Annotated in this window: 17 protein-coding genes; 14 read left to right on the forward strand and 3 right to left on the reverse strand. The window is 65.4% G+C overall.

Annotated features, from left to right (window positions below; translation table 11 throughout):
- The first annotated feature begins 51 nt into the window (after nucleotides 1–51).
- From ispG to KI794_RS04910, 4 genes are all read left to right on the forward strand, one after another.
- A complete protein-coding gene (ispG, locus tag KI794_RS04895; protein ID WP_255809733.1) occupies nucleotides 52–1,185 on the forward strand; it encodes a flavodoxin-dependent (E)-4-hydroxy-3-methylbut-2-enyl-diphosphate synthase in 1,134 nt (377 codons plus the stop codon).
- A gap of 333 nt (nucleotides 1,186–1,518) precedes the next feature.
- A complete protein-coding gene (locus tag KI794_RS04900; protein ID WP_255809347.1) occupies nucleotides 1,519–2,052 on the forward strand; it encodes a PadR family transcriptional regulator in 534 nt (177 codons plus the stop codon).
- Nucleotides 2,049–2,738 carry an ABC transporter ATP-binding protein gene (locus KI794_RS04905; protein WP_255809349.1) on the forward strand — a complete coding sequence of 230 codons (690 nt, stop codon included), beginning with the start codon at nucleotides 2,049–2,051 and terminating at the stop codon, nucleotides 2,736–2,738. Before KI794_RS04900 ends, KI794_RS04905 begins: the two co-directional genes overlap by 4 nt.
- Complete coding sequence (locus KI794_RS04910) at nucleotides 2,735–5,014, forward strand: FtsX-like permease family protein (RefSeq protein ID WP_255809351.1); 2,280 nt, start codon at nucleotides 2,735–2,737, stop codon at nucleotides 5,012–5,014. The genes KI794_RS04905 and KI794_RS04910 overlap by 4 nt, the downstream gene beginning before the upstream one ends.
- A 13-nt stretch (nucleotides 5,015–5,027) precedes the next feature.
- On the opposite strand, the gene KI794_RS04915 is transcribed toward KI794_RS04910, so the two are convergent.
- A complete protein-coding gene (locus KI794_RS04915) occupies nucleotides 5,028–6,512 on the reverse strand; it encodes an RNB domain-containing ribonuclease (RefSeq protein ID WP_255809352.1) in 1,485 nt (494 codons plus the stop codon).
- A 47-nt stretch (nucleotides 6,513–6,559) separates the two neighbouring features.
- Here KI794_RS04915 and KI794_RS04920 point away from each other — a divergent pair, with 47 nt between their 5' ends.
- The 3 genes from KI794_RS04920 (at nucleotide 6,560) to KI794_RS04930 (ending at nucleotide 8,891) form a co-directional block, all read left to right on the forward strand.
- The gene (locus tag KI794_RS04920) at nucleotides 6,560–7,621 is read left to right on the forward strand and encodes an LOG family protein (RefSeq protein WP_119281534.1); all 1,062 of its coding nucleotides are present in this window, start codon (nucleotides 6,560–6,562) and stop codon (nucleotides 7,619–7,621) included.
- A gap of 2 nt (nucleotides 7,622–7,623) precedes the next feature.
- Nucleotides 7,624–7,815, forward strand: coding sequence for a TraR/DksA family transcriptional regulator (locus KI794_RS04925; RefSeq protein WP_370647860.1), 192 nt, complete (start codon nucleotides 7,624–7,626; stop codon nucleotides 7,813–7,815).
- Between the two features lie 92 nt (nucleotides 7,816–7,907).
- Nucleotides 7,908–8,891, forward strand: a complete 984-nt coding sequence (locus tag KI794_RS04930; RefSeq protein ID WP_255809353.1) for a hypothetical protein — start codon at nucleotides 7,908–7,910, stop codon at nucleotides 8,889–8,891.
- 361 nt (nucleotides 8,892–9,252) lie between these two features.
- Here KI794_RS04930 and KI794_RS04935 read toward each other — a convergent pair whose 3' ends face one another.
- A complete protein-coding gene (locus KI794_RS04935; RefSeq protein WP_255809734.1) occupies nucleotides 9,253–11,652 on the reverse strand; it encodes an ATP-binding cassette domain-containing protein in 2,400 nt (799 codons plus the stop codon).
- Between the two features lie 88 nt (nucleotides 11,653–11,740).
- Here KI794_RS04935 and KI794_RS04940 point away from each other — a divergent pair, with 88 nt between their 5' ends.
- The 3 genes from KI794_RS04940 to KI794_RS04950 are packed head-to-tail and all read left to right on the forward strand — an operon-like array spanning nucleotide 11,741 to nucleotide 13,910.
- Nucleotides 11,741–12,115, forward strand: a complete 375-nt coding sequence (locus tag KI794_RS04940; RefSeq protein WP_119281531.1) for a PadR family transcriptional regulator — start codon at nucleotides 11,741–11,743, stop codon at nucleotides 12,113–12,115.
- On the forward strand, nucleotides 12,112–13,032 hold the full coding sequence (locus KI794_RS04945) for an HAAS signaling domain-containing protein (RefSeq protein WP_119281530.1): 921 nt from the start codon (nucleotides 12,112–12,114) through the stop codon (nucleotides 13,030–13,032). The genes KI794_RS04940 and KI794_RS04945 overlap by 4 nt, the downstream gene beginning before the upstream one ends.
- Nucleotides 13,029–13,910 carry a CPBP family intramembrane glutamic endopeptidase gene (locus KI794_RS04950; RefSeq protein WP_119281591.1) on the forward strand — a complete coding sequence of 294 codons (882 nt, stop codon included), beginning with the start codon at nucleotides 13,029–13,031 and terminating at the stop codon, nucleotides 13,908–13,910. The genes KI794_RS04945 and KI794_RS04950 overlap by 4 nt, the downstream gene beginning before the upstream one ends.
- 8 nt (nucleotides 13,911–13,918) lie before the next feature.
- Here the strand turns inward: KI794_RS04950 and aroQ are convergent, their stop codons facing one another.
- Nucleotides 13,919–14,356 (reverse strand): type II 3-dehydroquinate dehydratase, encoded by a 438-nt coding sequence (gene aroQ, locus KI794_RS04955; protein ID WP_119281529.1) that lies wholly within the window; start codon nucleotides 14,354–14,356, stop codon nucleotides 13,919–13,921.
- 119 nt (nucleotides 14,357–14,475) lie between these two features.
- Between aroQ and trmB the strand changes: the two genes are divergently transcribed.
- From trmB to rplD, 4 genes are all read left to right on the forward strand, one after another.
- Nucleotides 14,476–15,213: a tRNA (guanosine(46)-N7)-methyltransferase TrmB gene (gene trmB / locus KI794_RS04960; protein WP_119281528.1), complete on the forward strand. Its 738-nt coding sequence runs from the start codon at nucleotides 14,476–14,478 to the stop codon at nucleotides 15,211–15,213.
- A gap of 526 nt (nucleotides 15,214–15,739) precedes the next feature.
- Nucleotides 15,740–16,048, forward strand: coding sequence for a 30S ribosomal protein S10 (gene rpsJ, locus KI794_RS04965; RefSeq protein ID WP_010156393.1), 309 nt, complete (start codon nucleotides 15,740–15,742; stop codon nucleotides 16,046–16,048).
- Nucleotides 16,049–16,062: 14 nt separating this feature from the next.
- Complete coding sequence (rplC, locus tag KI794_RS04970; RefSeq protein ID WP_119281527.1) at nucleotides 16,063–16,716, forward strand: 50S ribosomal protein L3; 654 nt, start codon at nucleotides 16,063–16,065, stop codon at nucleotides 16,714–16,716.
- Nucleotides 16,717–16,719: 3 nt separating this feature from the next.
- Nucleotides 16,720–17,373, forward strand: a complete 654-nt coding sequence (gene rplD, locus KI794_RS04975; RefSeq protein ID WP_119281526.1) for a 50S ribosomal protein L4 — start codon at nucleotides 16,720–16,722, stop codon at nucleotides 17,371–17,373.
- Nucleotides 17,374–17,375: the final 2 nt, after the last annotated feature.

Raw genomic sequence — 17,375 nt, forward strand, 5'->3', positions numbered from 1 at the left:
CGCTCGGCTGACCGCGGTAGACTCGAGTCCGTGGCAGCAGTGAATTTGGGAATGCCGAAGGTGCCGGAAGTTCTGGCACCGCGGCGCAAGACCCGTCAAATCAAGGTCGGTTCAGTCGGCGTGGGCAGCGACTCGCAGATCTCTGTGCAGTCGATGACCACGACTCCGACGACCGACATCAACGGTACGCTCCAGCAGATCGCGGAGCTTACGGCGGCGGGGTGCGACATTGTTCGTGTCGCCGTCCCGAGCCAGGACGACGCGGATGTATTGCACATCATTGCGAAGAAGAGCCAAATTCCGGTGATCGCCGACATTCACTTCCAGCCGCGCTACATCTACGCGGCGATCGATGCAGGGTGCGCCGCGGTTCGTGTGAACCCAGGCAATATCCGCCAGTTCGACGGAAACGTCGGCGCGATTGCCAAGGCCGCGAAGGACGCGGGAGTCTCCTTGAGGATCGGCGTGAACGCCGGCTCGCTCGACCGTCGCCTGCTGCAGAAGTATGGCAAGCCGACAGCAGAAGCGCTCGTGGAGAGCGCAGTCTGGGAGGCATCGCTCTTCGAGGAGCACGATTTTCACGACTTCAAGATCTCGGTGAAGCACAATGACCCCATCGTGATGACGAAGGCGTACAGGCAGCTCGCCGCGCAGGGCGACTGGCCGCTGCACCTTGGTGTGACCGAGGCGGGCCCGGCGTTCCAGGGAACGATCAAGAGCGCCACAGCCTTTGGCATTCTGCTGTCAGAGGGCATCGGTGACACGATTCGCGTGTCGCTCTCGGCCCCGCCAGTCGAGGAAGTCAAGGTTGGCCTGCAGATCCTGCAGTCGCTGAACCTCCGCGAGCGCAAGCTTGAGATCGTGTCGTGCCCCTCGTGTGGCCGCGCGCAGGTCGACGTCTACACGCTCGCCGAAGAGGTCACCAAGGGCCTTGAAGGCATGACCGTGCCGCTGCGCGTCGCAGTCATGGGCTGCGTTGTGAACGGGCCAGGGGAGGCCCGCGAGGCAGACCTTGGTGTTGCTTCGGGCAACGGCAAGGGGCAGATCTTCGTGAAGGGCGAGGTCATCAAGACCGTTCCCGAGTCTGAGATCGTCGCCACGCTCATCGAAGAAGCGAACCGCATCGCTGACGAGATGGGGCACGAGCGCGAGTCTGGCAAGCCTGAGGTTATCGCCTCGAAGTAGCGCCCACCGGCCTGCGGCTCCAGCCTCGGCCACTGTCGGGCTCTGTCGGGCTCTGCCCAGCTCTGCCGGGCTCTGCCCAGCTCCATGCGGCTCCAGCCGAGGCCTCGGCCACTGTCGATCCGGCTCTCAGCGCATTGAACGACTCCAATCCCTGCGATCTGTAGATCGTATGCAGGATTGGGGTCGTTTCTGCATTTGCATCGTTGAAACCATGGCGTGCGCGCGACAGGAACCGTCCGGGGCTGGTTCGAGGCTTCCAACCGACCACCGCCCGCCCAGGCAGTCGAAAGTCACGACTTGCGCATCTATACACTCCGTGTATACGCTCGGTGTATGGCAACGATGGACTCCTCACACGCCCTTCTCGGGCTGCTCGGAACCGGCTCCGGTTACGGCTACGACCTGAAGCACGACTACGACAGGCACTTCGGGGCCGAGAAACCCCTCGCATTCGGCCAGGTGTACGCGACGCTCGCACGACTCATGAAGCACGGTTTCATTGCGCTGCTCGGCGATGAGGCGGGCGGCGGCCCCGATCGCAAACGCTACGAGATCACAGCCACAGGTCGCGCCGAGCTCGAGGATTGGCTGTTTTCGGCCGACACCCCATCGCCGGCGCTGCAGAGCAACTTGTTCGCGAAGACGATCATCGCGCTGCTGCTCGAAGATGATGCCGCCCGACTGCTCGACATCCAACGAGCAGAACACCTTGAGCGGATGCGCGAGCTGACGAGGCGCAAGCTTGGGGCCGACCTCGCGACGGTGCTCGTCTGCGACCACGCCCTGTTTCACATCGAGGCCGACCTCCGTTGGATCGAGCTCACCTCAGCGCGTCTTGGCGAACTGCGGGCGGCGGTGGCGCGATGAACCCCGTGCTCAGCGTTCGCGGCATTGAGCGGTCCTTCGGCATGGACGTCGCGCTCCGCGGTGTCGACCTCGATGTCGCGCAGGGCGAGATCCTGGCGATCATGGGGCCCTCTGGATCAGGGAAGTCAACGCTGTTGCATATTCTCGCTGGCGTGCTCACACCCGACGACGGGACAGCAATCTATCGCGACCCCGCAACGAGCGAGACCTCGGAGCTGAGCGGGCTCGGCGAGGCAGCGCGGGCGAAGCTCAGGCTCTCGGAGTTCGGCTTCATCTTTCAGTTTGGGCAGCTGCTGCCAGATCTCAGCGCTGTCGACAACGTGTCGCTCCCGCTGCTCCTCTCTGGGCAGCCGCGCAAGATCGCGTTGCGTCAGGCACGCCGGTGGCTCGAACGGCTCGGCCTCGACGAGCACGTGCAGAAGCTGCCGTCAGAACTCTCGGGTGGGCAGGGACAGCGCGTCGCGATTGCCAGAGCACTCGTGACGGCCCCAAAGGTGATCTTTGCCGACGAGCCGACGGGTGCACTCGATTCGCTGTCTGCCGAGCAGGTGATGCTCACCCTCACGGAGCTCTCGCGCGCTTCGGGAACAACGGTCGTGCTCGTGACTCACGATGCCCGCACCGCCGCATATGCAGACCGCGAGGTCGTCGTGCGCGACGGCAAGCTATCGGGGCTCGCGCGATGAGGGCGGTCATCGTCGGTTGGGTGCTCGCTTCGCGCGAGCGCGGTGGCGTGAAGCGCCTCGTCGGAATCGCGGCCGGTGTTGCTGTCGGCGTCGCGCTCCTGCTCCTCGTGATCGCCGCTTACCAGGCGCTCGGGGACCGGAGTGCTCGCTCGACCTGGCCGCTTGATAGCGCCTTCAAAACAGGTCAGATCGCCGACCTTGAGTTCGGCGACGACACAGTGTGGGTCGCGCCGAGCGGCATGCTCGGCGCCCCCGGAGACTTCTACGATTGTGAAGCGATCACGCGGGTGTCTATCGCGGCGACGGCAAACTCGACCGTCGCGGTCCCCGGGGTTGAACGCGCCCCGCAGCCGGGGGAGTACTACGCCTCGCCAGCGCTCGCCGAGCTCATCGACGCCGCGCCTGCCGACGAGCTCGGAGACCGCTTCGGCACTCGGATTGGAATCATCGGCCCAGATGCGCTGCTCGGCCCCGACAGTATGCTCGCAATCGTCGGCACCGAGGCGGCCGCTGTGGAACCGATGCTCGGCGCGAGCCTGCACGCTGACCTCTCGGGCGTGAGGTTTCCGACTCCCGCCTACGCAATGATCGCGATCATAGGTGGGGTCGCCGTGCTCTTCCCGGTCGTGGTGCTTATCTCGATCGTCACGAAGCTTGGACAAGCCGCGCGTACGGAACGCTTCTCAACGATCCGACTTATCGGCGCTTCGCCGCGCCTTGTCGCCGTGCTCGCAGCGCTCGAAGCAGTCGCACCGGCAATCGTCGGCGCACTTGCCGGCGTCGGGCTCTTTTTTGCCGTTCGCCCGCTCGCGGCGCTCGTCGAGATCGAAGGCTCTCGATTCTTCGTCAGCGACCTCGCAGTTCCGTCTTGGGCGATGATCGTCGCAGCGCTTGGCACAGCGGCGCTTGCAGGCATCGTCGCATTTGTCACAGCCCTTCGGACAGGGCTCGGCCCGCTCGGCGGGAGCCGCGAGCAACATGAGCGCCCGGCCAGATGGTTGTCGCTTGTTCCACTCATGCTCGGCGCGATTGTGATCGCGACGCCGGCAGTCGTGACGTCCTCGGGGCTTGATGTGCGGGTCCCCGACATCACAATCCTCGCCGGGTTCGTCCTCGTGACTACTGGGCTCGTGCTCGCAGGCCCGTGGCTCGCGGCGACAGTCAGCGGCTTCGGAGCTCGCCGAGCGAACGGTGCCGCAGGAGTGCTCGCCATGCGCAGGATTGCCCGCCACCCGCGAGCGACGTTCAGGTCAGTGAGCGGCCTCGTGCTTGCGGTGTTTGTTGTCACAGTGTTTGCCGTCGCAACGACGACCGAGATCGTAGACGAAGTCGCCGACGTGCCGGCGACCGAACTCGTGCGAGCCGAGACGCTCGTCGCAAACGTCGCCGTCGACGCCGATCCGGCTGCGCAAGAGGCTGGCCTCGCGCGGGTGGCTGAGACCCCTGGCGTTGAACGCATTGTGCGAGTCGGTTGGTATGAAGGGGAGAACACCTCCCTCGGCGGTGAGAGCGAACCTGCAGGAGCCTCCCACCCAGAAGCGACGCCCGCGGGCGTTGACGGCGAACTGCTCGATGGCGGCTTTGTCCTCTCCGGCGAGGATGCCCGTGCGCTTGGACTCGATCCGGGAACCGCTGAGTGGCTGTGGCTGGAGCAGCCGTACTTCAACCCATTCGCGATCGGTCGCGACGTCTATACCGCAGCGATGACCGAGGCCGCCGCCGCGACAGCAACACCGACGCTCGTGGCGGTGCTCACCGACGATCGGCCCGGATCGCTCGAACGAGCGCGGACCGCGATCACCACGAGCGGCCTCACGCTTGCGGGGCTTCCCGCGACGCGGGTAGAGAGCACCGATGCCGGGGCGACCCGGTTCGCGCGCCAGTACGTCAGCCTCGCCTGGATCGGGATCCTGATCGCCACGCTCATTTCGGCGATCTCCCTGTCGGTCTCGACAGTCGCTGGCATGATCGACCGGCGCCGCCAGCTCGGCCTGCTGCGACTGAGCGGAATGCCGGCGGCAACGCTCAGGCGGATGATCGTCGTCGAGACCGCGCTCCCGCTTGCGGCAGTCTTTCTACTCACGATCGGGCTCGGCTTTCTCACGGCGTGGGCTGTCGTTGTCGCCCTGAGCGGCGGCGACAGAGGTGTGACGCTGCCCGATGCGAGCTATCTCGGGCTGATCGGGATCTGCCTCGCGCTCGCGGCCGCCGCGATCCTCGTCGTGTTCCGCTCCGTGCGGAGCGAGCTGCCGCTCGCCGCGACAAGGTTCGAGTAACCGAGATCGCACCTCACGCGACGGCGAGTTCGATCGTCCCCGTCGCAATCTCCGCACTCACGACCCTGACGCGGGCGTGGCGCCCAGCACTGAGCGCTCCGCCCGTGTTCGGCACTCTGGCGGTGACCGCGGGGTCGACGATCTGCACGCGTGCGCCGCCGCCCCGGGCCTCGAGCACGACGGCGTCGAATTCCTCGCCTGCCCGGTCGCGGAGCAGCGCTGCCTCGATCCTGTCGAGCGCCTCGGAACCGAGCCTGCCGGCGAGCGAGGACGACGACCGCATGAGTCCAGGTACCTCGCCAAGACTCGAACTGGCCCATTCGGGCACCTCGCGCCCAGCACAGAGCGCCTCACAGATCACCAGGCCCCACCTGTCGACGAGTCGCCTCAGCGGCGCAGTCACGTGCGCGTAGGGCGCGGCGATCGCTGCTTGCTCTGGACGTTCGGGCGGCGCGAGCCGCTCCCCATCGTGGGTGACCCCAAACGCCGCATAGTCGGCGCCCCGGAAGAGACTCGCCGCGGCGTGCAGCACGGCGGCCCCAGCCGGCGTTCCGGCAGGGACTGAGCGCAGGTACTCGCCATACTCGATACCGGCAGGCCAGGGAAGGCCGAGAGCCGCGATCCTGTCGTGAAACTCAGCGAGCGCCGTCGCATCTGGCGACGGCATCGTTCGGAGGATCCCGATTCCGCCGTCGAGCATGATCCTGCCCGCCGCCATCCCGGTGAGGAGCGACAACTGTGCGTTCCACTCCTCCACCCGGAGCGGGAACCGGCGCTCGATCCGGTAGCCACTGTTGTCGCGGAGGACCTCCTCCTCGGGCATGTTCAGGCTCGCGCCGCCGCGCGCCCGTTCGCAGCTGATGCGCAGCTCGCCGACCTCCCGGAGTAGCGTGAGAGCCTCCGCAGCAGGGCCGGAGCCCGCGGCACCCGAATCGAGTGTGAGCTGGGCCGAAACGTAGTCGAGTTTCGCGCAGGATCGGATGAGCGCACGCTCCACCCGCGCGGGGGAGACCGCTGCTCCGTCGAACGCAGCGCGGCCATCGGTATCGAGCTCGATCGTCCACACGAACGCTGTGCGCTCCTCATTCGGCAGGAGCGAGGCGCGACCCTCGCTGAGCTCTCTCGGATGCAACGGCACCGAGCCGTCTGGGAGGTACAGCGTCTGACCGCGGCGTCGCGCTTCGGCGTCGAGCGCGCCACCCGCCGCGACGAAGCCCGGAACGTCGGCGATCGCGTAGCGTATGACGAACCCGCCGCCTGTGCGCCGCTCGATATGGAACGCCTGGTCGAGGTCTCGCGACTCTGCCGGGTCGAGCGTCACGAACCCGATATCGCGGAGGTCGAGCTCTGGGGTGGGCGGCGTGGCTGAGACGGCCTCGGCGAGTGCCTCGGGCGGGAACGCGTCGACGATCCCGCCCGCCTCCCTGAGCGCGGTGAGGGCCGCGGCGAGTTGGCCGCCTGGGGCGTGAGGTGCGATGTGCGTCCGCCTGCTGGGCATGGACGTAGCCTAGCGCGCCGACCCCATCGAACTTCTAAACTGGGGGTATGACAGCCGCAGCGAGTGCCCAGACCAGGGAAGCCGTGGACGCCCTTCTTAAGGTGGCCGGGGTGACGCAGCAGCGGGGGCTGGTTCGGAGGATCGTTGAGGCCGGCCTCGGGCTGTCCTCAGACGACGCTTCACGGTTGGATCTGAAGATCTCCGCCGCGGCACTCGAAGAGATGCGGGAAGCCTTCGCCTTGTTCGCCCCCTACACAGGTGTGCGGAAAGCGACGATCTTCGGGTCCGCGCGGACGCAGCCTGGCGACCTGCTCTACACCGCTGCCGAGGCGAGCGCGAGGGCGCTCTCGGATGACAACTGGATGGTCGTGACGGGCGCCGGTCCCGGAATTATGGAGGCCGCCGCGATCGGGGCAGGCGCCGAGCACTCGCTCGGGGTCTCGATCCGGCTGCCCTTCGAGGAAGAGCCGAACGCGTTCGTCGCGAACGACGAACGGCACGTGGCAATGAAGTACTTCTTCACGCGAAAGCTCATGCTCGTCAAGGAATCGAGCGCGTTCATTTGCCTGCCCGGCGGGTTTGGCACGATGGACGAGACCTTTGAGCTTCTCACCCTGCAGCAGACAGGAAAAATGGTGCCCGTGCCGATCGTGCTGCTCGACAGGCCTGGCGGTACCTACTGGAGCGGGTTCAAAAGCTTCGTGCTCAACGAGCTCGAGCGTGGCGGCTTCGTCACCCCGGGCGACCTCGACCGCGTGCTCATCACGGACTCTGCCGACGCCGCCGTCGGGCACGTGCACGGCTTCTGGAGTAATTACACAGACCTGCGGTGGTTCCCGACCAACGTGCCCGGAGAACGGGACACGCTGCTGCTGTACGTTCGTACTGCTCCGACCGCGGCACAGCTTGTCGAGCTCAACGAACGCTTCGGTTTCATGCTCGCGGCGGGCGCGATCGAGATCGCCGAGCCATACCCCGAGGAAGGCTCGGAGCGCGCCAACCTGGTACGAGTGCGCCTCGTACCTCGGCCGCATGCGATCGGGGAGCTCTACAGGATCATCTGGGCACTGAACGAAATGGCGCCCGGCGACCCCTCCACGGAGGAGTAGCCGTGGGGACAGCCGCTGGCACAGACGACGATGCGGCGCGCGCCGAACTCGCCGAGGTTGACGGGGCGCTCGAGCGATGGGCTGCAGGAGACTACGGAGTGTGCGAGAGCTGCGGCAGGCAGATTCCTGTCGAGCGGCTCGAAGTTCGCCCGTTCGCGACACGCTGTGTGCGGTGCGCGAGCCTGGCGCGCTGACAGGAGCTATCGACGTCTGGCGCTGCGCGGCAGTTGTCCACAGATCGCACGATGCGGTCGCTACGCGCGGGGGTCGCCGCAATCCTTGAGACATGAACAGGCCCGCACGCCAGCTGCCAGTAGACCTCGGCGACGCGTTTCTGCGGTCGGATGCGATCGCTGCTGGCGTCTCTCCTCGACGCCTGCGAAATGCTGACCTTGAGGCGCCGTTCCGAGGCGTGCGGAAGAAGCGCGTTGATCCGCTCCGAGTGTCGCAGCCGGGGCCGATCGGGCACGTTTCCGCCGGTCACGCGAGCGCTGCTCATCCGCTTGCCAGGCGGAGGATCGAGCACCTCGAGCGGGCCAGGCTCTATAGCCTGATCGCGTCCGATGGAGCCTTCTTTTGCGGCAGAACGGCTGCGGTGATCCTAGGGCTCCCCGTTGAGCTCAAGCCCGCTCAAGATCTCGAGGTGGGGCGGCTGTATCCCGCCCGCGCCCCGAGAGTGCGGGGCATCCGGGGCGTCCAAGTTCGGCCAGGGCTCGTCGCGCTGCAGTCGTCCTCGGGGCTGCGCACGACCAGTCCATCGACGACGTGGGCGATGCTCGGCCGCTGGCTCAGCAGGGAAGAACTTGTTGTACTCGGCGACGCGATCGTGAACGCTTCGCGCTTCGGGCGGGACGCGCTGATCGCGCTTGACGCGGCCGCAAGCGTTCCAGGCAGGCCCAGGGCGCGGCTGCTCAGGGAGGCGCTCTCGCTCGTGCGCGTTGGCAGTGCCTCTCCGCCCGAGACTCAGCTGCGACTGGCGCTTCACGCTGCTGGCCTGCCTGAGCCTGAGCTCGATGTCAATGTGCGGGACGCGAGCGGCGGCTTCCTTGGGCGGAGCGAGCTCGCGTATCCGGACAGCCGACTTGCAATCGAGTACGAGAGCGACCACCACCGCGTCGACCAGCGACAGTGGAACCGCGACATCGACAAGTATCAGGCTTACGCCGAGTCAGGATGGCGCATCATCAGGGTGACCGCGGCCATGTTGTACACCAACAGCGGTGAGATGGTGCGGCAGGTTGCGGATGCCCTCGCCGCGGCAGAGCGCTGAGCCCGGTAGCTCTCGTGGTCCTGAGATGCCAGTCATGGCGGTGCCTGCCATGGCGGTGCCAGCCAGGGAGTTGGCAGTTGTGGCGGTGCCAGCCAGGGAGTTGGCAGTTGTGGCCGCTTGCGGGCACCCAGAACGACCACTGGTGCCAACCCGGGCGAGTGAGAGTTGGACCGGGGGAGGTATCTTGCCCCCGGCCCTGCCCTCATGCCCACCTTCTGCCCCTGAGTTGGCAGTTGTGGTCGTTTGCCGGCGCTTGCAGCGACCACTAGTGCCAACTGCCTGGGGTTGGGTAGGGCCGGAGAGCAGGGCCCGGGAGCAGGGCCGGGGCCGGAGCCAAGTTGGGGTTGGGGCAGGCCCTGCCCTAGCCGACGTACTCTGCGAGGTGCTCGCCCGTGAGGGTCGACTTCGCTTCAACCAGGTCCGCGGGTGTGCCTTCGAAGACGACAGTTCCGCCGTCCTGGCCTGCTCCAGGCCCGATGTCGATGATCCAGTCGGCGTGCGCCATCACAGCCTGGTGATGTTCGATAACCACGACACTCTTGCCTGAGTCCACGAGTCTGTCGAGCACGCCGAGTAGCTGCTCGACGTCAGCGAGGTGTAGGCCCGTTGTGGGCTCGTCGAGCACATAGACGCCAGCGTCCTCTGCCATCGCGATCGCGAGCTTCACGCGCTGGCGCTCGCCGCCGGAGAGTGTGGTGAGCGGCTGGCCGAGGGTGAGGTAGCCCACACCGACGTCGACGAGGCGAGCGAGGATCTTCGCGGCCTTGGGTACCTTCGCGCTCGCACCGGCGGAGGAGGTCCCAGCGAGGAAGTCGTGGGCGTCGGTGATTGACATCTCGAGGAGCTCGGCGATGTTCTTGCCGCCCTCGCCCTCGCTCCCTCCCAGGCGGTACTGCAGCACCTCGGCCTGGTAGCGCCGGCCCTCGCACTCGTCGCACGGCGTCGCGACGCCGGCCATCACAACGAGGTCTGTGTAGATGACGCCGGCGCCCTTGCAGACCGGGCAGGCGCCCTCGGAGTTCGCCGAGAACAGTGCCGGTTTCACGCCGTTCGCCTTCGCGAATGCGGTTCGGATCGGGTCGAGCACTCCGGTGTAGGTGGCGGGGTTTGACCTGCGGGAACCCTTGATGGGGGACTGGTCAACAGCGATGACACCCTCACGGCCCGAGACGTAGCCGTGGATGAGCGAGGACTTGCCGGAGCCCGCGACGCCAGTGATCGCGCACAGCACGCCGAGAGGCACGTCGACGTCGACGTCGCGAAGGTTGTTGCGGTTCGCACCCCGTACTTCAATCGCGCCGGTCGCCTTGCGGACGGATTCTTTTAGCGAGGCGCGGTCGCCGAAGTGCCTGCCAGTGACGGTGTCAGAAATGGCGAGCTCCTCGACGGTGCCCTCGAAGCAGATCTCGCCGCCCGCGGCGCCCGCTGCGGGGCCGAGGTCGACGACGTGGTCGGCGATCCTGATCATCTCTGGCTTGTGCTCGACTACGAGCACCGTGTTGCCCTTGTCGCGTAGCCTGAGCAGGAGCCCGTTCATGCGCTGGATGTCGTGTGGGTGGAGGCCGATCGATGGCTCGTCGAAGATGTAGGTGACGTCGGTGAGGCTCGAACCGAGGTGGCGGATCATCTTGGTGCGCTGCGACTCGCCGCCGGACAGCGTGCCTGCGGGCCTGTCGAGCGAGAGGTAGCCGAGCCCGATCTCGACGAACGAGTCGAGGGTGTCGGCGAGGTTTGCGAGGAGCGGCGCGACGGACGTGTCCTCGAGCCCGCGCACCCACTCCGCGAGGTCCGAGATTTGCATCATGCAGGCGTCCGCGATCGAGATGCCGTTGATCTTCGAGGAGCGCGCGAGCTCGGTGAGCCGCGTACCGTCGCACTCTGGGCAGGTATCGAATGTGATCGCTCGGTCCACGAATGCGCGGATGTGCGGCTGCATCGCCTCTCGGTCCTTCGAAAGCATCGACTTCTGGATCTTCGGGATGAGCCCCTCGTAGGTGACGTTGATGCCGTCGACCTTGATCTTTGTCGGCTCCTTGTAGAGGAGCGCGTCGAGCTGCTTCTCAGTGAAGTCCTTGATCGGGGTGTCGGCGTCGAAGAAGCCGTTTCCGCCAAAGATTCGCCCATACCAGCCATCCATCGAGTAGCCCGGGATCGTGAGCGCGCCCTCGTTGAGGGTCTTCGAGGCGTCATAGAGCGCGGTGAGGTCGAAGTCGCTCACCTTGCCGCGGCCCTCGCAGCGTGGGCACATGCCGCCGATGATGTTGAAGGAGCGGCGCTCCTTGGTGGTTCGGCCGCCCTTTTCGAGTGTGACCGCGCCTGCGCCTGAGATGGACGCGACGTTGAACGAGAACGCCTTGGCAGGGCCGATGTGCGGGGTGCCAAGGCGGCTGAAGAGGATGCGGAGCATTGCGTTCGCGTCGGTCGCGGTGCCGACGGTGGAGCGCGGATCGGCACCCATGCGCTGCTGATCGACGAGGATCGCGGTTGTCACTCCGTCGAGTAGGTCTACGTCGGGGCGGGCGAGGGTGGGCATGAACCCCTGCACAAACGTTGAGTAGGTCTCGTTGATGAGGCGCTGAGACTCGGCAGCAATTGTCGCGAAGACGAGGGAGCTTTTGCCTGAGCCGGAGACCCCGGTGAACGCGGTCAGGCGCCGTTTGGGGAGCTCGACGCTGACGTTCTTGAGGTTGTTTTCGCGGGCGCCATAGACGCGAATGCGGTCGTGGGAATCAGCTGGATGGGTGGCTGCCTCGGTGCTCATACGCAAATCGTAGTGCTCGGGCCTAAAGCTCACAGGAAAAGTTTTGGTCATGCACTGCAATCCTTGTTACGCAAGATATAGTCGCAGCATGGAGTCCCCGTCTGACCGCATCGCCACGAACCTTCGTAAGGGGGTGCTCGAATATTGCGTGCTCGCGCTGTTATCCGAGCGTGACATGTACGGCCTCGAGCTCGCAAACGCCCTTATGGAACGGGGGCTGAGCGCGAGCGAAGGGAGCCTGTACCCCCTCCTCGCGCGAATGCGTGAGGGCGGGGCAGTCGACACGCGGTGGGAGCAACCAGCTGAATCCGGTGGCACACGGCCACGGCGCTACTACGCGATCACTGATCGGGGCCGAGAGCTCCTTTTCGTGTTCGCGGGGATCTGGCGGGGACTTGCCGCCGAAGTAGACACGCTGATCTCTGACGTTGTTGATCGCCCAGATGCGGAGGAAAACGCATGAACGCTCACTCACTGCCGGCGCGGGCCGAAACCTACCTCGAACAGCTTCTTGGCGCGCTCGCCGACGCCCCTGCGGATGTGCGAGCTGCAGCCCTCGACGACGTTCGCGCGCACGTGGCGGAGGCGCTCGACAGCGGCAGAACCGTCAATGAGGCGCTTGCAGGGCTCGGGCCTGCGCAGACGTTCGCGGCACAGTTCCGTGAGGAACTCGGCCTGCCTGAGGAACACGAGGCAGACGAGACCATCGGCGCGCGCCTCTTGCATGTCACGGCTGTGGTGGTCGCGGTACTCGGTGGTGTCATGAATGTGTGGCTCGAGACGGCGGCCCGGGACCTATCCCTTGGCGTTGCAGTGCTGCTGTTTATCCCCGCCGTACTCTCTGCGCTGCCGCTGGTGTTACCGGCCCACTTGCGCGTGCCTGTAGGTCTCGCAAACGCCGTCGTTGTCACGGCGTTCGTCGTACTGATGATCGGTGGTGTTGGCGCGTTCTTTGCTCCCCTCGCGCTGCAGCTCTGGGTGGCGGTGATTGTCCCGTGGCGGGTATCGAAGGGGCTCGATCTCTCGCAGGGGCTCATGTTGCGGATCCTTGGCGCGGTCACGGTTGCGCTGCCCGCGCTGCTGCTCGTCGCTGGCATGACCTCGGGATCGCTGGGGTGGAGCCTGGCGACCGCAGCAATCGCGGCTGTGCTCATCGCACTCGCGCTGGGGTTTGCCCTCGGGCTTCGCTTCACAGCCTGGGTTGTCGCCGCGCTCGGCGTGGCGCTGCTTATCGCAGCGTTCTTTGACCCGGGCATGCTCGTGCTCGGAGCCTGGTGGGTCGGCGGCTACTACCTGAGCTTCGGGGTCGGGTCGGCAGTCGCTTGGACGCACGCTGCGAGACCGGCACCGCGGGGCCCAGCGGCTACGCTGGAGGCGTGATCGAACACCCCGTACCGACCCTGCGAGCGCTGCCACTTGCCGGCGCACTGCTTGTCGTGCTCGCGGCGCCGGCGTTCTTCGTCGCCGAGCTCCCGTGGCTCGGGCTGGGCCTCCTGCTCGTGGGGCTCGTTGCCGCCTGGGTAGCTGACGCTCGGTCAAGGGTGTTGGTGTGGCCCGGTCGCCCCTCGCAGGGCTGGCGCCCGACGCCTTCGCTCACGCGCGACCTCTCACTGGTCGCGCTCGGACTTCTTATCGTGCGCACGATTCCCCTCGCGGCAGAACTTGATACCCTCTCGATGCTGCGGTTCACGCTCGCGCTTGGTGGGGCCGTGACAGTGCCCTACCTCGTGTCCCGCTACATCTATGGCGACAGAGCTACAGGCTTCCCGTGGCGCGGCGAAACTCCCGGTCGGCGTTGGGGTGCGCTCCATTGGGGGTGGCTCGGTGGCGTACTCGTGCTCGGGTGGTTGATCTTGCCGTACTACTTCATCTCGTCAGGCGTCTACGCGAACTGGCCGGAGATCACCACGCAAGATCTCACGGCCCGCCTGTTCATCGGGGTTGGGGCAGTCGGAATCTGGGACGAGCTGTTCTTCATCTGCACAGTGTTTGCGGTGCTGCTGAGGCACTTCCCGGTGTGGGCCGCGAATGTGCTTCAGGCTGTAGTCTTCGTGTCGTTTCTGTGGGAGCTCGGCTACAGGGCCTGGGGGCCGATCTTGACGATCCCATTCGCGCTCGTGCAAGGTTTCATCTTCGTGCGGACTCGCTCGCTGGCGTACGTCGTCACAGTGCACCTCTTGTTCGACGCGGTCGTGTTCGCGGTGCTCGTGCACGCCCACAATCCAGCACTGTTCGACGTGTTTCCTACCGCTCCGTAGGGCGGCGGCTACCGAGCAAGTAGGCTCGCGATCCTACGTACCGCAAACTCGTAGCCTTGGATACCCGCGCCGGTAATGACGAACTCTGCGAGCGGCGAGATGAACGAGTGATGGCGGAACTCTTCGCGGGCGAACACGTTTGAGATGTGAATTTCGGCGAATGGCAGCGGTACGCCTGCGAGCGCGTCACGCAGCACCACTGACGTGTGGGTGAGCCCTGCCGGGTTGATGATGATGGCCGAGCAGTCGTGCCTGGCCTCGTGGATCGCGTCGAGAATGACGCCCTCGTGGTTCGACTGGACCGCGCGGACATCGATTCCGTACTCCTTGGCAACGCGAATGACGAGCCGTTCAACGTCCTTGAGAGTGTCACTGCCGTAAATTTCGGGCTCGCGGGTGCCGAGCAGGTTGAGGTTCGGGCCGTTTACCAGCAGGATCCGCTTCATCTCGGCACACTCCTTGTGACTCGTTCTGTGTCTCACCATCGTAGCCCCGGAGGGTGACTGTGTCGGGATACGCGTGCGCCGCAATTGCACTCTCAGGGGCGCCCGGCTACCGTTGACGGGTGACTGAGCAGCCGCGCAAAGCCTTTGACCCCTCGACATTCCGCGACAAACCCGTATCGTTTGTCCGCCGAAGCGGCAGGATGACGCCATCCCAGGAGCGGGCATGGGAGGAATCGCGAAGCGACTTCCTGCTCGAGATTGCTCACGGTCCGGCCGCGACGAGCGTCGCGCCGGGGGAGACCGGGGACCCGGCTCAGATCTTTGGGCGCGACGCTGAGCTCATCGTAGAGGTGGGTTCTGGTCAGGGCCATCAGATCCTCTCTGCCGCAGCTGCACGGCCTGAGACAAACTTCCTCGCTATTGAGGTGTTTCGCGCGGGTCTCGCACGAACGGTCATTCGGGCGGCTGACGCCGGACTCACGAACTTGCGCCTCGCCGAGGTGAATGCCCCTGAGTTGCTCGAACACTACTTGCCGGCGGGCTCGGTCGCAGAGATCTGGGTGTTCTTCCCAGACCCCTGGAAGAAGGCCAAGCACCACAAGCGCAGACTCATCAGCGCAGATTTCGCGAGGATCGCCCACCGGGCATTGCAGCCTGGTGGAGTGCTGCGTCTCGGCACTGACTGGCAGAACTACGCAGATCATATGCGCGTTGTCATGGACGAAGCCCCCGGTTTCGAGCGCGCATTCGAGGGGGAGTGGGCTGAGCGCTACGAAGGTCGAGTGCTCACGGCATTTGAAAACAAGGGCATTGAGAAGGGCCGCGACATCCGCGACCTCACGTACCGCAAGGTCTAGACGCGAGCAGGGTCTCGCCGGCCCCGGGAGGGCGCTCAGCGTGAATGGAGCCGTGCGTCTGCGATCTGCATTCGCTCTGACCCGCGGGGAGGATCCTGGCATTGTTGCTATCGATCGCATACCGAACGCGTGAGTCGTAAAGACCCCGTACGGGCCGAGCGGAGCATGCCCGCGATCCGAGTCGACGACACGCCGCGACACGCGACACGCCCGGGTTGCACCGCGCGAATCCCTGTGTCAGAATAGACAGGTTCAGTACTCCGTGCATGCGGATCACTGCCAGGTAGTGCATTGCTTCTCGACTTGATCGAGACGTGAGGCCGCGGGCAGCGAACACAGCCTGCACGCCGAGAGGCGACCAGACGTCAGTCCGGTCGTTTTTGTGCGTGCAGAAATTGATAGGTGAACAGAGACCCAGCACTAAGGCACTTCAGGGTGCCCGTCTGCCAAGGGCGCTGGTACGCAAGACGTCCAATGCTGTCGGCCACAAGCCGAGAGTACGACGCAAGTAGAAAGTAGAGATGTCATGGCGGGACAGAAGATCCGCATTCGACTCAAGTCGTATGACCACGAGGTCATTGATAGCTCAGCGCGCAAGATCGTAGATACGGTCACCCGCGCGGGCGCAACCGTGATCGGCCCAGTGCCGCTCCCCACGGAAAAGAACGTGATCGCTGTGATCCGTTCGCCGCACAAGTACAAGGACAGCCGCGAGCACTTTGAGAAGCGCACGCACAAGCGCCTGATCGACATCGTCGATCCCACCCCGAAGGCCGTCGATTCGCTCATGCGTCTCGATCTCCCGGCCGATGTCAACATCGAGATCAAGCTCTAAGGGGGGATCCAGACATGACTGCAGTACGTAATGTGAAGGGTCTCCTGGGCACCAAGCTCGGCATGACTCAGGTATGGGACGAGGACGGCAAGGTCGTTCCCGTTACCGTCATCGAGGTGGCGCCTAACGTTGTCACCCAGATCCGCACCCCCGAGGTCGACGGCTACAGCGCCGTTCAGATCGCCGCGGGTCAGATCGATCCCCGCAAGGTGAACCAGCCCTCGGCTGGTCACTTCGAGAAGGCCGGCGTGACGCCGCGCCGCCACATCACCGAGATCCGCACCGCCGACGCTGCTGAGTACAGCCTCGGCCAGGAGCTCACCATCGAGGGCGCTTTCGAAGCCGGTCAGAAGATCGACGTCGTTGGCACTTCGAAGGGTAAGGGCTTCGCGGGCGCTATGAAGCGTCACAACTTCAAGGGCGTTGGCGCTTCGCACGGTGCACACCGCAACCACCGTAAGCCTGGTTCGGTTGGTGGCGCAGCAACTCCTGGTCGCGTTTTCCGTGGCAAGAAGATGCCAGGCCGTATGGGTACCGATCGCGTGACCGTGCAGAACCTCACCGTTCAGGCGATCGACGCCGAGAAGGGCCTCATCCTGATCAAGGGTGCAGTTCCCGGTGCGCGTGGTCGTCTCGTTTTCGTCCGCAACGCAGTGAAGGGGGCGTAGTTCATGGCTACCGCTACCAAGCTCGAGGTTTTCGACGCGAAGGGCAAGAAGGCTGGGTCGGTTGACCTTCCCGAGGCTATCTTCGGCGCCGAGACCAACGTTCCGCTGATCCATCAGGTGGTCACGGCACAGCTGGCTGCTGCCCGTCAGGGTACGCACAAGACCAAGACCCGTGGCGAGCGCTCGGGTTCAGGCGTCAAGCCGTTCAAGCAGAAGGGCACTGGCCGTGCACGCCAGGGCTCGGTCCGCATGCCGCAGCACCGCGGCGGTGGCATCGTCCACGGGCCCGTGCCCCGCGATTACTCGCAGCGCACCCCCAAGAAGATGATTGCTGCTGCACTCGTTGGCCTGCTTTCGGACCGCGCACGCGCGAACCGCCTGCACGTCGTCGAAGGCTTCGGCATCGCCGACAAGCCGAGCACCAAGACCGCACGCGAGTTCCTCGCACAGGTCGCACCGGGCAACCGCGTGCTCGTGGTCGTCGACCGCGAAGACGTGCTCACCGTGCTCAGCGTTCAGAACCTTCCGAACGTGCACGTGCTGTTCCACGATCAGCTCAACGCCTACGACGTTGTCGTCAGTGACGATCTCGTCTTCACCAAGGCAGCTTTCGACGCATTCGTCGAGGGTCGCGCCGTTAAGGAGGACTCGAAGTGAGC

The organism is Leucobacter aridicollis, assembly GCF_024399335.1.
Classification (GTDB): domain Bacteria; phylum Actinomycetota; class Actinomycetes; order Actinomycetales; family Microbacteriaceae; genus Leucobacter; species Leucobacter aridicollis_A.